This window comes from Bacillus velezensis (genome assembly GCF_001461825.1).
Taxonomy (GTDB): Bacteria; Bacillota; Bacilli; order Bacillales; family Bacillaceae; genus Bacillus; species Bacillus velezensis.
Genome location: NZ_LLZC01000018.1, coordinates 63,773 through 77,522 on the forward strand (window position 1 = coordinate 63,773; position 13,750 = coordinate 77,522).

Sequence of the window (13,750 nt, forward strand, 5' to 3'; positions counted from 1 at the left end):
ATGAAGAATGTGCAAAATGAAAGCTTTATGATCCGCAGTCTTAAAGCGTCGGTGTCTCCGTCAGGTATTTGCCGTTACGGGAAAACATTCAGCTGGCTTCAGCTTTCCTTTCTCTTTATGTTTTTGACGTCCTGCCTTATGGCGCCGTTTACGATGTCGTTTTTGAAAATGGACCGCTTCAGCCTCAAATTGGTTATGCCTGCGGCGCTTTCTGCAGTGAATGATCGTTTTGCCGAACAATTAAACGGTATTCAAATCAGGAACGGAAAACTGACAGGCGGACAGCGTTTTGATCAAATTGAAGAGGGCAACCATCTGATGGCAGTCGATATGGAGCATGAATGGAAACCAAACGGTGAAAATGGGCGTTTGCGTGTAAAAGGATATGACAACGCGGTCATATTCCAGCCTGACCGGCTGATTATTACCGACCAAAACGGAATGGGGTTTTCAGTTCGCTATGGGAAAGCGGACGCCAGTCTTACGGACCCGGGCGTATATGAGACGGAGGCTCTTATCGGTCAATTGTGGCTGGCACAGTATAAGCCGATGATCATGATGCTGGGGTGCGCAGTGATTTTTTTGATCCAGCTATTTTTTACAGCTGTGCTTGCGGGAGGCATCTGGATGGCAAAATTATCAAAAATGATCGATATCGCGTCATGTAAGGAAGCAGCTTCTGCAGCGATATGCGCATCGGCTCTGCCTGCATTCGCGGCAGCTGCTATCGGGCTGATCCGCTTTGATTTGATTACTGTATTAATGGTTCATACATGCGGCGTCACGTTGATGATTGCTTTTTTATTCAGATATATGGCCAAAACCCGCCGTCATAATGAAAATGTTCATTCGGGAGGAAGACATGATAAATCAGCGGTTGTTTGAGATTGATGAATGGAAAATCAAAACCAATACATTTCAAAAAGAGTATATACGGCTGCAGGAAAGCCTGACTTCTCTTGCCAACGGCTATATGGGCATCAGGGGGAATTTCGAAGAGGGCTATTCAGGCGGCAGCCATCAAGGCACATATATTGCGGGCGTGTGGTTCCCTGACAAAACGCGGGTAGGCTGGTGGAAAAACGGGTATCCGGACTATTTCGGAAAAGTGATCAATGCGATGAATTTTATTGGTATAGATGTGTATGTTGACGGTGAAAAAGTCGATCTCTATCAAAACCGACTCGAATCATTTGAGTTAGAGCTTCATATGAAAGAAGGAATTCTGAGGAGGAGCGCTGTTGTCCGTATTCAGGATAAAACCGTGCGAATCAAATCAGAACGATTTCTCAGCCTGGCCGTAAAAGAGCTATGTGCGATTCATTATGAAGCGGAGTGTCTGACAGGGGACGCCGTTATTACGCTTGTCCCTTATCTTGATGGCAATGTTGTAAACGAAGATTCAAACTATCAAGAGCGGTTTTGGCAGGAAAAAGAGACAGGAGCGGATTACCGCCGCGGGCATATAACGGCAAAAACGCTCGACAATCCGTTCGGAACGCCGCGTTTCACTGTCTCAGCCTTAATGGAAAATTTGACAGAAGGCTATGTCAGTCAAAGCTTTCAAACTTCCGGCATGTATGCTGAAAATCGCTTCAGCTACCAAAACAAAGCTTCATTGAAGAAGTTTATTGTTGTCACGACTTCACGCGATGTTCAAGAAGCAGAGCTTACTTCGAAAGGGGAGGAGCTTTTGGCGGCTATTCTTAAGCAAGGTTATGAAGAAGCGAGACAGCAGCATATTGCCAAGTGGAAGGAAAGATGGGCAAAAGCGGATATAGAGATAAAGGGAGATAAGGAACTTCAGCAAGGCATCCGCTACAATATCTTTCAGTTATTCTCGACATACTACGGGGCAGATGCCCGTTTGAACATCGGACCGAAAGGATTTACAGGCGAAAAATACGGCGGTGCCGCCTATTGGGATACCGAGGCGTATGCCGTTCCGATGTATTTGGCGACAGCCGAGCCGGAAGTCACGAAAAACCTGCTTTTGTACCGCTATCATCATTTGGAGGCTGCCAAACGGAACGCCGCCAAGCTGGGGATGAAGGGGGCGCTTTATCCGATGGTGACGTTTACCGGAGATGAATGCCACAATGAGTGGGAGATTACGTTTGAAGAAATTCACCGCAACGGCGCGATTTGCTATGCGATCTGCAATTATGTCCAATATACAGGGGATCGCGCCTATATGGATGAATACGGTATAGATGTTCTTGTTGAGATCAGCAGGTTTTGGGCCGGCCGTGTTCACTTCTCGAAACGAAAAAATAAGTATATGATCCATGGCGTCACAGGGCCGAATGAATATGAAAACAACGTTAACAACAATTGGTATACGAATGTCATTGCGGCTTGGACGTTGGATTATACTCTGCAAAGTCTCGAAAGGATCTCAGCGGAGAAACGCCGCCTTCTGGATGTGCAGGAAGAAGAATTGAAAGTCTGGAGAGAAATCATCCGGCACATGTACTATCCGTATAGTGAAGAACTGCAAATTTTCGTTCAGCATGACACATTTTTGGACAAAGACCTGCAATCAGTTGACGAATTAGATCCAGCTGAACGGCCTCTTTATCAAAATTGGTCATGGGACAAAATCCTCCGCTCCAGCTTTATTAAACAAGCCGATGTGCTGCAAGGCATTTATTTATTTCCTGACCGTTTCTCTATAGACGAAAAACGCCGCAACTATGAATTTTATGAACCGATGACGGTTCATGAATCAAGCTTATCGCCCTCCATTCACGCGGTGCTCGCTGCCGAATTGAGGATGGAAAAGAAGGCGCTTGAATTATATAAGCGTACAGCAAGGCTTGATCTCGACAATTACAATCGCGATACGGAGGAAGGTCTTCACATTACTTCAATGACGGGAAGCTGGCTGGCGATCGTCCAAGGGTTTGCCGGCATGCGTACTTTAAAAGGAACGCTCTCATTCACCCCATTTTTGCCGAATGAATGGGACGGTTACTCGTTCCATATCAATTATCGAAACCGCTTGATCAAGGTGACGGTCGAAGAAAGGCGCGCCATTTTTGAGCTTGTCAAAGGCGAACCGGTGTCCATCACAGTTTATGGAGAACCGATGGTGCTGAATGAACGATGTGAAAGGAGAATGCCTGATGAGTGAATGGTGGAAAGAAGCTGTCGTGTATCAAATTTACCCGCGCAGTTTTTATGATTCCAATGGAGATGGATTTGGGGATTTACAAGGCATTATCAAAAAGCTTGATTATATCAAAAGACTTGGCGCGGATGTGATCTGGCTGTCGCCCGTGTTTGATTCTCCGCAGGATGACAACGGTTATGACATCAGTGACTACAGAAACATGTACGAAAAATTCGGAACAAATGAAGATATGTTTCAGTTAATTGATGAAGTGCATCAGCGCGGAATGAAAATCATCATGGATCTGGTCGTGAACCACACGTCGGATGAACATGCCTGGTTTGCTGAAAGCCGCAAGTCGAAGGACAATCCTTACCGGGATTATTATTTTTGGAAAGACCCGAAATCGGACGGTTCTGAGCCGAATAATTGGGGATCGATTTTTTCAGGCTCGGCGTGGACGTTCGATGAAGGGACAGGACAGTATTATTTGCACTACTTTTCGAAAAAACAGCCTGATTTAAATTGGGAAAATGAAGCCGTTCGCCGGGAAGTGTATGATCTGATGAAGTTCTGGATGGATAAAGGCGTTGACGGCTGGCGGATGGATGTGATCGGCTCCATTTCCAAGCACACTGATTTTCCGGACTATGAAACAGATAACAGCCGCCCCCATATCGTCGGCCGTTATCACTCTAACGGCCCCCGCCTGCATGAATTTATTCAAGAGATGAACAGGGAAGTGCTTTCTCATTACGACTGCATGACAGTCGGAGAGGCAAACGGTTCTGATATTGAAGAGGCGAAAAAATATACGGATGCAGGCAGGCAAGAGCTGAATATGATCTTTACATTTGAACATATGGATATCGATACAGAACAAAACTCGCCAAATGGGAAATGGCAGATCAAGCCGTTTGATGTGATTGCTTTAAAACAAACAATGACAAGGTGGCAGACCGGGTTGATGAATAGCGGCTGGAATACCCTGTATTTTGAGAATCATGATCAGCCGAGAGTGATTTCCCGCTGGGGCAATGACGGTGAGCTGCGAAAACAATGTGCGAAAGCATTCGCAACGGTTCTCCACGGGATGAAAGGCACACCGTTTATTTACCAGGGAGAAGAAATCGGCATGGTCAACAGTGATATGCCGCTGGAGATGTATGACGATCTTGAAATAAAAAATGCATACCGTGAACTAGTCATCGAAAACAAAACGATGTCAGAAAAAGAGTTTGTCAAAGCCGTGATGATAAAAGGAAGGGATCACGCGAGGACGCCGATGCAATGGGATGCAGGAAAACATGCCGGATTCACAGCCGGAGACCCTTGGTTAGCGGTCAATTCCCGCTATCAAGAAATCAATGTGAAAGAATCCTTGGAAGATCAAGATTCAATTTTCTATTACTATCAGAAGCTCATTCAATTACGAAAGCAATATAAGATCATGGTATACGGAGATTATCAGCTGCTGCTGGAAGATGATCCGCAAATCTATTGTTATATCCGTAAATATCAAGGGAAAAAGCTTCTCGTCGTTGTGAATTTGTCGGAAGACAAGGCCCGGTTCGAAGCGCCTCCGGAACTGATCCATGAGCGCTGGAAAATCCTGATTTCGAACTATCCGCAGGAGCGGGCTGACTTGAAGAGTATCAGCCTCAAACCTTATGAAGCTGTGATGGGCATCAGCATATGAAAGCGGTTATTTTTGATTTAGACGGAGTGATAACAGATACGGCTGAATATCATTTTCTCGCTTGGAAGCACATCGCAGAACAAATTGATATTCCCTTTGACAGGAATGTGAATGAAGGCCTGAAAGGAATCAGCCGGGAAGAGTCACTGGAAAGCATACTGATCTTTGGCGGAGCGGAAAAAAGGTTTACACATGCGGAGAAACAAGAACTGCTGCATCAAAAAAACCAATATTATCAAACGTTGATCAGCAGATTGACGCCGGAAGATCTCTTGCCGGGAATCGGCAGGCTTCTTTGTGAATTAAAAAATGAACATATAAAAATCGGGTTAGCATCTTCAAGCCGCAATGCCCGCGCGATCTTAAAACGTTTGGCGATTATCGATGATTTTCAAGCCATTGTTGACCCGGCGGCTCTTGCGAAGGGGAAGCCTGATCCCGAAATCTTTTTAACAGCTGCAGCGCTGCTCGGTGTTTCCACGGCTGAATGCGCGGCAATAGAAGATGCTGAAGCAGGAATATCTGCAATTAAATCTGCCGGGATGTTCGCGGTCGGTGTCGGGCGTGAACAGTCGATGCTTGGTGCTGATCTGGTTGTGAGGCAAACCGGTGAATTGTCGTTTGAGCTGTTGAAGGAAGAATGGAAGCAGTATAGGGGAAAGGTTTTAAAAAGCATCAGAGAGTGAAAAAAACCTGCAAGAGACATCATCTCTTGCAGGTTTTTTGGGCATTACTTCTGGTCTTCTGTATTGCGTGTCAGCACTTTATCGATTAAGCCGTATTCTAAGGCTTCATCAGCTGATTTGAAGTTGTCGCGGTCTGTATCACGCTCAATGACTTCAAGCGGCTGGCCGGTACGTTCAGCAAGCACTTTGTTTAATTTGTCGCGAAGCAAGAGAATGCGTTTTGCCGCGATTTCAATTTCTGTCGCCTGTCCTTGCGCTCCGCCAAGCGGCTGGTGAATCATAACTTCACTGTTAGGAAGCGCGTAACGTTTGCCTTTTTCTCCGGCTGCAAGTAAAAATGCTCCCATAGAAGCGGCCATACCGATGCAGATCGTGGATACTTTCGGTTTAATGAACTGCATTGTATCATAGATTGCCATACCGGCAGTGATTGATCCGCCAGGGCTGTTAATGTAAATGGAAATATCTTTTTCAGGGTCTTCCGCTTCAAGGAATAAAAGCTGTGACACGATGGAGTTCGCAACGTTGTCATCAATCGCAGATCCAAGCATGATAATACGGTCCTTCAAAAGACGGGAGTAAATGTCATAAGCTCTTTCTCCGCGGTTCGTTTGTTCAATGACTGTAGGTATTAAATTCATAATGCTCCTCCTTCACCTTTTAGGTAAGTATGTATTTACATGATACATTTTTGGTCAATAAAGGTCAAACAAAACGCTGACCAAAATGCCAACCTTTTCTTCTAACACCATTTTTCCCATAAAACAAAAAGTTCAAACAGCAAAGTGGAAATGAGGATGATCAGCACCGGCGCTTGAGAAAATGATATGGCCGGAGCGCTCAAAATAGACCGCAATCGCGTCGCTACGTACGGCTGAAGGGTCTGACTACGTTGTCCGCCCTTCCAAAAGCCGTACCGGCAAATACGTTTCCAGCGGCAAATCATCAAATTCGCCTTCAATTTCTTTTGCTAAAATCTCGATGGCTGTTTTGGAAATCAATTCAATCGGCTGCTGGATGGTTGCCAAGTCCGGCAGAACCGATTGAACGGTTTCAGTGCCGTCATAACCGATCACTTTTAATTGATTCGGGATGTCTATTCCCCGTTTTTTGGCCTCAGTCATCACTGCAGCCGCCATGATATCATCGCTGGCAAAAATTCCGTCGGTGTCAGGCTGTTCATCGAATAATGTTGAAATAATGTCATGGTAATGCTGATAAAAGGGTACTTCATATGTAATGGGCTTTCGTCCGTGTTCGTGCATGACGTCTTCGTATGCTTTTCTTCTGAGGTTTGCCGGTGTTTCGAGTTCAAGCGGGCCGTTGATATGGACGATGTGCCGGCACCCTTTTTCAATCAGCAGTTCTGCCGCCTTTTTTCCGCCGTCATAGTTGTCTGAGCCGACGACGGGAATCGTGTCCGATAAGTAATGATCAATGGCGACAATCGGCAGATTTTGCTTGTGATCATTGAGAATTCCCCGGTTGTAAGTCACGGCGATCACGCCGTCCACTTGGTTTCTTATCAGCATCTCCAAATATTTTTCTTCCTTATCCTTTCGATGTAAACTGTTGCAAAGCAGCAGTTTGTAGCCCATGGACGTACAAATGCTTTCAATATGAAAGGCGAGTTCGCCGAAAAATGGGTTGCTGGAGTTTGGGATGATAAGCCCTATTAAATTGGTTCGTTTTCGGAATAAAGAGCGGGCCAGATCGTTTGGAAAGTAATTGATTTCTTCCATCGCCTTGTACACTTTTTCTTTTGTTTTTTCGCTGATATAGCCGCGGTTATTTAATACCCGCGAAACGGTTGTAGATGAAACTCCCGCTATTTTCGCAACATCATGAATGTTAGGCTTCATTCCCGTGCCCTCCTGCTTACTGAAATGGCTTACAATTTCCGTCACGCACTTATTTTAGAGAATCAGGCTGACATGTGCAAGGACATTCCATGTTTCTGTTTTCATATAAAGAGGGTGTGTTTGATTTGATTGAAATAATCAGAAAATTTTATGTCAACCGATTGACATATGAAACCGGTTGACATACAATTCTTTTTGAAAGCGCTTTATTTATGGAGTGAGGGGAAGTGACGGGTATGGAGAGATGGCTGACGGCAATGAAGTGAAAGAATCAAGCAGCGATGTTAGGTAAGCGCTTACTCGGAGCTCGCATGTATGTGATGAAAATGAAGAAGGAAGTATGCGGCTCTAAAACGGCTATTAAAAGGTCCTATTAAAGGAGCGGTGCAAATGAAAAGCTCAAAAAGTCTGTATTGGAAACTGAGTGCTTATTTCTTCTTTTTCTTTTTTACTTGGTCTTCCAGCTATTCTTTATTTGCGATTTGGTTAGGGCAGGAAATCAATTTAAACGGATCAGCGACAGGCATTATCTTTTCTGTAAACGCCGTATTTGCCCTGTGCATGCAGCCTCTTTACGGTTTTATCTCTGACAAATTGGGGCTGAAGAAAAAGATATTGTTTATGATCAGCTGTCTTCTCATATTCACGGGTCCGTTTTATATCTTCGTCTATGGACCGCTTTTACAATACAACGTCTTTCTTGGCGCCGTTGTCGGAGGCTTATATTTGGGAGCCGCTTTTTTGGCGGGGATAGGCGCGATTGAAACGTACATTGAAAAGGTCAGCCGTAAATATGATTTCGAGTATGGAAAATCTAGAATGTGGGGCTCGCTGGGCTGGGCGGCGGCTGCATTTTTTGCAGGTCAGCTTTTCAATATCAATCCCAATATCAACTTCTGGATCGCGTCTGTTTCAGCCGTCATATTAACGGCCATCATCATGTCTGTAAAAATAGAAATGACCGATCATGAGAAAAACAGAGCGGATTCGGTCCGGTTAAAAGATGTGGGGCGGCTCTTTTTACTAAGAGATTTCTGGTTTTTTATGATGTACATTATCGGGGTGACTTGCATTTACGGTGTATATGATCAGCAGTTCCCGATCTACTATGCGTCTTTGTTTCCTTCAGTGTCGACGGGTAACCAAGTATTCGGCTATCTGAATTCATTCCAAGTGTTTTTGGAGGCCGGTATGATGTTTCTTGCCCCTTTTATCGTCAATAAGTTCGGGGCGAAAAACAGTTTGATTTTAGCGGGGTTTTTAATGGCTTTCCGCATCGTCGGGTCGGGAATTGCAGTTGAACCTGTAGGCATTTCATCAATGAAACTCATCCACGCACTGGAACTGCCGATTATGCTGATCGCCGTTTTTAAATATTTGGCTGCCAATTTTGATACGCGTCTGTCGTCCGTCCTTTATCTCGTCGGTTTTCAATTCGCATCTCAGGCAGGCGCGTCGATTCTGTCGCCGCTTGCGGGAGGATTATATGACAGTGCGGGGTTCCGTCAAACCTATCTCATCATGGGAATCGTCGTCTTCGGTTTTACCGTCATTTCCATATTTACTTTATTGGGCCCGAAACAAAACAGCAGGCGTGTCCAGCGTCTGCAAAAAATCGGATAGAGAGGATGTTACAAATGGATAGAATTCAGCAGGCGGAAGAAGCTTTGAAGGAAGCCGAGGGTAAAGTGAAACAAAGATATCGATTGGGGTACCATATTATGCCCCGGGCGAATTGGATCAATGATCCGAACGGACTTATTCAGTTTAAAGGAGAATACCACGTCTTTTTTCAGCATCATCCGTATGATGAGCATTGGGGGCCGATGCATTGGGGACATGTAAAAAGTAAAGATCTCATTCATTGGGAGCACCTGCCGGTTGCCTTAGCTCCGGGGGATGAATTCGACCAAAGCGGCTGTTTTTCGGGAAGCGCGGTCGATGATCATGGAAGATTGGCCCTCATCTATACAGGACATAATATAATTGATCAAGAGAAAGACCTATTCTATCAAACTCAAAATATCGCTGTCAGCCAAGATGGAACCGTGTTTGAAAAGCTTCAGGAAAACCCTGTTATTGCGGAACCGCCGGAAGACAGCGCCCGTCATTTCCGCGATCCGAAAGTATGGAAGCATCGCGATGTTTGGTATATGGTCATCGGCAACTCCTCAAAAGAAAACGTCGGACGGGTCGTTTTATACCGTTCACCTGATTTGCGTGATTGGGAATACGCGGGGGTTCTCGCCCAAAGTGACGGTAATCTCGGCTATATGTGGGAATGTCCTGATTTCTTTGAATTAGGCGGCAAACATGTCCTGCTGATTTCGCCCCAGGGGATCGAGGCGGACGGTGATTCCTATCAAAATTTACATCAAACCGGTTATTTAATCGGTGACTATCATGATGAAACAAACAAATTTACACACGGCGCTTTTAAAGAACTGGATCACGGCCATGACTTTTACGCCGTGCAAACATTATTAGATGATAAAGGACGCAGAATTGCCATCGGCTGGATGGATATGTGGGAATCTGAGATGCCGACAAAAGCGGACGGATGGTGCGGTGCACTGACTTTGCCGCGAGAACTGACTTTGCGTGATGATCATAAACTTTTGATGAATCCCGTGGAAGAAACCAAGCAGCTGCGGAAAATGGAATATCGGGAATGTGCCGGACGATCGGTTTCAGGGAGTTACTTGGCAAAGACGTCCGAAGACCTGCTTGAAGTCCGAGTCGTGTTTGATATAAACGATTCTGATGCCGAAACGGCAGGTTTTAAGATTCGCGGCCTTGACGAAGAAGAACTTGTGCTGACATACAATCTGACGGATAAAAAGCTGACACTTGATTGCACCAAGATGGGGAAAGCGAAAGACGGTGTGAGAAGGGTGCAGACAGATACAAACGGCAAGCTGGCGCTGCGTATCTTTATTGACAGATCCTCGATTGAAGTATTCGCCAATCATGGAGAAACAACGATGACAAGCCGTATCTATCCGAATGAAGGCAGATTGGGGATTGAGCTGTTTTCTGAGAAAGGCGCCGTAAAGGTTGAGGAATTCACCTATTGGACGTTAAAGGACATTTGGAAAAAAAGCTGAAATGTGCTTTTTCTGAAGTGGCTGGAAATGTACCGATCCGGGGGCAGTCCGCCTGAAATGGTTTTTTTGTGAAAATCAATGCCGTTATACGATGCAGGATTATGCTGCATGAGGAAGCTGCATAATCCTGTTGTTGCATTATCAAAAAAGAGTTGCTTTCTGTGCGTTTCTTTATTATAATATAAAGGTATCTGATTGAAAAAACGTGCGCTCGTAGCTCAGTTGGATAGAGCGGTGGTTTCCGGTACCACGTCTGTCGGGGGTTCGAATCCCTCCGAGCGCGTCTCAGTTAAGACGATAGGAAAAACCTCGCAGATGTTAAATCTGTGAGGTTTTTTTATTTTATCTTGTTTTGAAACTGTTAACGAATGTGTCTCTGTTATGTTCGGTGCCGGCAATCAGCCGCGCACTTTCACTGATCCGCTGCGCGAGAGCTTTTTGCGCCTTGCCTTCAAAGCTGTTCAATAGTGCTGAATACACTTCATATAATTCATCTTTCAACGTATCCATTTCGAATGTCGGTTTCAGCGTTCGGCGCACTGTCTCCAATTTTGTCCCCGCTGCCTGCGTCATCCCTGTTTTCAGCATCTGCCGCTGCAGCATTTTCTTCATTGGATCGTCCTTGTGTTCTAAAAGTTCGTCTAATGTCGGCATTATGTATCCACCTCTATCATCTTAACCAGTTTGCGAGCATCTGGTCTTTTTCCTGAAATTCGTCTGCTATTTTATGTAAGAATCCGCCGATCTCTTCAAGGTCTGTGATCGCTGCCTGCAAAGAATCAATAAACGCCTGCTCAGCCTGAGTGTCATAAAAAATCGGGCCTTTATCGTAAGATAGCGCAATATCTTCAATGGTATTGGTCACGTCCTGTGCTTGAAGCTGATCATACAAGCCGTGTCCGACTTGGCCGTAAAATTCCGTTTTCAGCTCGGCGATTTTTTCATCGTGTTCTTGATAGGCGTTTTGCGCTTCTTTTTTCATCGTCCGCAAATCCTCAGTCATAGCCTGCACCTTTTCAGCCAGCTTCTTTGCGTTTGTCGGCGTTACTTTTATTGTATCTGCGCTTCCGATTGCACCGGCCGGCAGAAGAGCGCCGAGGTTTTTATCAAAGACTAATTCATCTCCGTTCGGATTTGCGATAGTTCCGTTTCTGTCGAACACGAAATTTGCTTCGTTTAAGCCGTGTGTATCCGGATTTCTCAGAATGACGGTAGTGAAGAAATAAGCGAGATTTTTTCCGATCTGCTCGCTCAATTTCCCATCAAGCCGCTGCTTTCGGCTGAACTGTGAGAGAGAGGGGTTTTTCGTGTAAATCGTTGTCCCGTTGTGGCGGTCATATTCGTTCCAATAACCTGCCCCGACCATGTCGTCCGGATTGATAATTGACCGGATGTAAGGATCATATATGCCGCTGTTGATCTCTTTCTGTGTTTCTTCATCGTGCAGCTTCACGACGGAAGGACTGTTAAACGCGACGGCATACACATCATTATTCACCGCGCTGTATTCGGCCTCAGCGCCGCCGAGTGAATGGCCGGTTGTTGAAATAATCGTTGACGTTCCGGCATACTTTTTCTTTACGCTCCGTACCAGCTGATCGGCTTGGTCGATTTGCGATGTTTTCGTCATCAGCTTATACTTTCCGGTTGTGAGCTTGGCGTCTTGAGAAGGTGTGCCGTTATATTTTCCGAGTGTTTTAGACGTATCCTTCGCGTCCTTTTCAACGATATAATGAGCTTCTTTTTTGGGGTCGCTTCCAAAAACAATGTTCCCGCCGTCCGCTTTTACGCCGTCATTGATCGGGTCTTTTGCGATATCGGTTCCCGCAAAGGCGACGACCACGTTTTCGGGGCTTTTTGATTTTATCCATTTACCGTTTTTGGACTTGATGCCTTTTGAGAATACAAAGGCATCAAGACCCGTATCAGAATCCTGCTTCACTTTCTCAACGTACCAATATGACGTCTTACTTATTTTATAAGGAGTTTTATATTTCATATGCAGGGCTAACATTTTATAATGGTAAGCTGCTTGACTCAAACGGTAATATTCTTTATCTGTGACATTAGAGACGGTTATTTCTTTTCCTTTTGGCATATATACATCACCTTTCTTATATTGTAAAATAGTTCCGAAAGGATGATACGCATGAGAAAATACATTATTATCCTAATTGTTATAATTATAGCAGTGGGAGGGTTTTTCGTGAAGCGTCAATATGATAAACATAAAAACGAAGAAAAACTTGTGATTGAGGCGCAAGAGCACATGAAGAATTACTTAAAAAAAGACTATAAAAATGTAAAGGAAGTTCATTTTTCAAAAGACTACAATATCGATCCGACAGGCGGAGTTGAAGTTTCAGGCTACATAAATAATAATAAAGAAAAAGAATTTTCCGGTATATATGATCCAACGAACAAGGAGATAGGTATTTCAGTGGTCAATGCCGAAGAAAGGTAAAATACCCACATCAGGGATGAGTGGGTATTTATTTTGTTTAATTATCTTACAAAATTCGTGATATGTTTCTCATACAGTTCAAACCTATTCCTGAGACCAATCGCCTCTACCGTCTCATTTGTCGAGGTATCTCCGATATTAACGGTACAAATATCATGATAACTCAACGATAGGAAAAACGTCAGATCAGCATTTCACTCGCTTTAAGTTCCAATCTTAACTTGTCAGCAACAATCGCGATGAATTCTGAATTGGTTAGCTTTGCTTTTGACATGCTGAAAGTATATTCATATCAAGTTTTCGCTCATTTCGTTTACTTAAGAACGACAGTTATTTATAGGAAAGGGTTGATTTCCAAATGAAAAAGAAAAAGTACATAATTATCCTTATTTTAATAATTATAGCAGTTGGGGGACTTTTTAAGAAGCATCAGTATGATCGAAAGGAAAAAGAGATTGCGTTATTCGAAGAAGCCCAGAATCATATGAAAAAGTTTTTAACAACGAACTATAAAAATGTGAAAGATATCCATTTTTCTGAGGATTACTATATTAACCCAATGGGCGGTATTAGTGTTAAGGGTTATACTAATGGAAAAAAAGAGTTTGAAGGTCTATATGACCCAGGCAATAAAGAAATATTGTCATATACGGTTGATGCCGAACCAAAAGAAGAATGTAAAGATAAGCTTTGTACAAGATAAATTAGCCCGCTCAATCGAGCTGGGCTAATTTTGTTGTATTGCTCTTCCTCTAATCTCCTGGACATAAAACAAATTTTTCATAGGTACATTTTTTAATCCTCTGTTAATAATGAA

General features: G+C 44.2%; 12 protein-coding genes, 1 tRNA gene and 1 pseudogene. 9 read left to right on the top strand and 5 right to left on the bottom strand.

The window, feature by feature from the left end; genetic code table 11:
• Genes AR442_RS08960 through pgmB form a run of 4 tightly spaced genes read left to right on the top strand, consistent with a single transcriptional unit; the run spans position 1 to position 5,500 of the window.
• The gene (locus AR442_RS08960; protein WP_053285125.1) at positions 1-885 is read left to right on the top strand and encodes a DUF1189 family protein; all 885 of its coding nucleotides are present in this window, start codon (positions 1-3) and stop codon (positions 883-885) included.
• On the top strand, positions 863-3,136 hold the full coding sequence (locus AR442_RS08965) for a glycoside hydrolase family 65 protein (protein ID WP_053285126.1): 2,274 nt from the start codon (positions 863-865) through the stop codon (positions 3,134-3,136). The genes AR442_RS08960 and AR442_RS08965 overlap by 23 nt, the downstream gene beginning before the upstream one ends.
• Positions 3,129-4,814: a glycoside hydrolase family 13 protein gene (locus tag AR442_RS08970; protein ID WP_053285127.1), complete on the top strand. Its 1,686-nt coding sequence runs from the start codon at positions 3,129-3,131 to the stop codon at positions 4,812-4,814. The genes AR442_RS08965 and AR442_RS08970 overlap by 8 nt, the downstream gene beginning before the upstream one ends.
• Complete coding sequence (pgmB, locus tag AR442_RS08975; protein ID WP_021495243.1) at positions 4,811-5,500, top strand: beta-phosphoglucomutase; 690 nt, start codon at positions 4,811-4,813, stop codon at positions 5,498-5,500. The genes AR442_RS08970 and pgmB overlap by 4 nt, the downstream gene beginning before the upstream one ends.
• A 44-nt stretch (positions 5,501-5,544) precedes the next feature.
• On the opposite strand, the gene clpP is transcribed toward pgmB, so the two are convergent.
• Both clpP and AR442_RS08985 read right to left on the bottom strand, forming a co-directional pair.
• A complete protein-coding gene (gene clpP, locus AR442_RS08980; protein WP_003151513.1) occupies positions 5,545-6,141 on the bottom strand; it encodes an ATP-dependent Clp endopeptidase proteolytic subunit ClpP in 597 nt (198 codons plus the stop codon).
• Between the two features lie 246 nt (positions 6,142-6,387).
• Positions 6,388-7,362 (bottom strand): LacI family DNA-binding transcriptional regulator, encoded by a 975-nt coding sequence (locus AR442_RS08985; protein WP_014418949.1) that lies wholly within the window; start codon positions 7,360-7,362, stop codon positions 6,388-6,390.
• A gap of 390 nt (positions 7,363-7,752) precedes the next feature.
• Between AR442_RS08985 and AR442_RS08990 the strand changes: the two genes are divergently transcribed.
• From AR442_RS08990 to AR442_RS09000, 3 genes are all read left to right on the top strand, one after another.
• On the top strand, positions 7,753-8,985 hold the full coding sequence (locus AR442_RS08990; protein WP_007613980.1) for an MFS transporter: 1,233 nt from the start codon (positions 7,753-7,755) through the stop codon (positions 8,983-8,985).
• 14 nt (positions 8,986-8,999) lie between these two features.
• Positions 9,000-10,469, top strand: coding sequence for a glycoside hydrolase family 32 protein (locus AR442_RS08995; protein WP_014418948.1), 1,470 nt, complete (start codon positions 9,000-9,002; stop codon positions 10,467-10,469).
• 207 nt (positions 10,470-10,676) lie between these two features.
• Positions 10,677-10,752 (top strand) — tRNA-Arg (locus AR442_RS09000).
• A gap of 59 nt (positions 10,753-10,811) precedes the next feature.
• On the opposite strand, the gene AR442_RS09005 is transcribed toward AR442_RS09000, so the two are convergent.
• Together AR442_RS09005 and AR442_RS09010 are read right to left on the bottom strand one after the other, a co-directional pair.
• Positions 10,812-11,123, bottom strand: a complete 312-nt coding sequence (locus tag AR442_RS09005; RefSeq protein ID WP_007407407.1) for a hypothetical protein — start codon at positions 11,121-11,123, stop codon at positions 10,812-10,814.
• Between the two features lie 16 nt (positions 11,124-11,139).
• Positions 11,140-12,567 (bottom strand): lipase family protein, encoded by a 1,428-nt coding sequence (locus AR442_RS09010; RefSeq protein WP_053285128.1) that lies wholly within the window; start codon positions 12,565-12,567, stop codon positions 11,140-11,142.
• Positions 12,568-12,618: 51 nt separating this feature from the next.
• On the opposite strand from AR442_RS09010, the gene AR442_RS09015 reads away from it, so the two are divergent.
• Complete coding sequence (locus AR442_RS09015; protein WP_014418946.1) at positions 12,619-12,933, top strand: DUF1433 domain-containing protein; 315 nt, start codon at positions 12,619-12,621, stop codon at positions 12,931-12,933.
• 181 nt (positions 12,934-13,114) lie between these two features.
• On the opposite strand, the pseudogene AR442_RS20715 reads toward AR442_RS09015, so the two are convergent.
• Positions 13,115-13,225, bottom strand: a pseudogene (locus AR442_RS20715) (sporulation transcription factor Spo0A); the annotation flags it as partial.
• Positions 13,226-13,291: 66 nt separating this feature from the next.
• Between AR442_RS20715 and AR442_RS09020 the strand changes: the two are divergent.
• Positions 13,292-13,636 carry a DUF1433 domain-containing protein gene (locus AR442_RS09020; RefSeq protein WP_014418944.1) on the top strand — a complete coding sequence of 115 codons (345 nt, stop codon included), beginning with the start codon at positions 13,292-13,294 and terminating at the stop codon, positions 13,634-13,636.
• Positions 13,637-13,750: the final 114 nt, after the last annotated feature.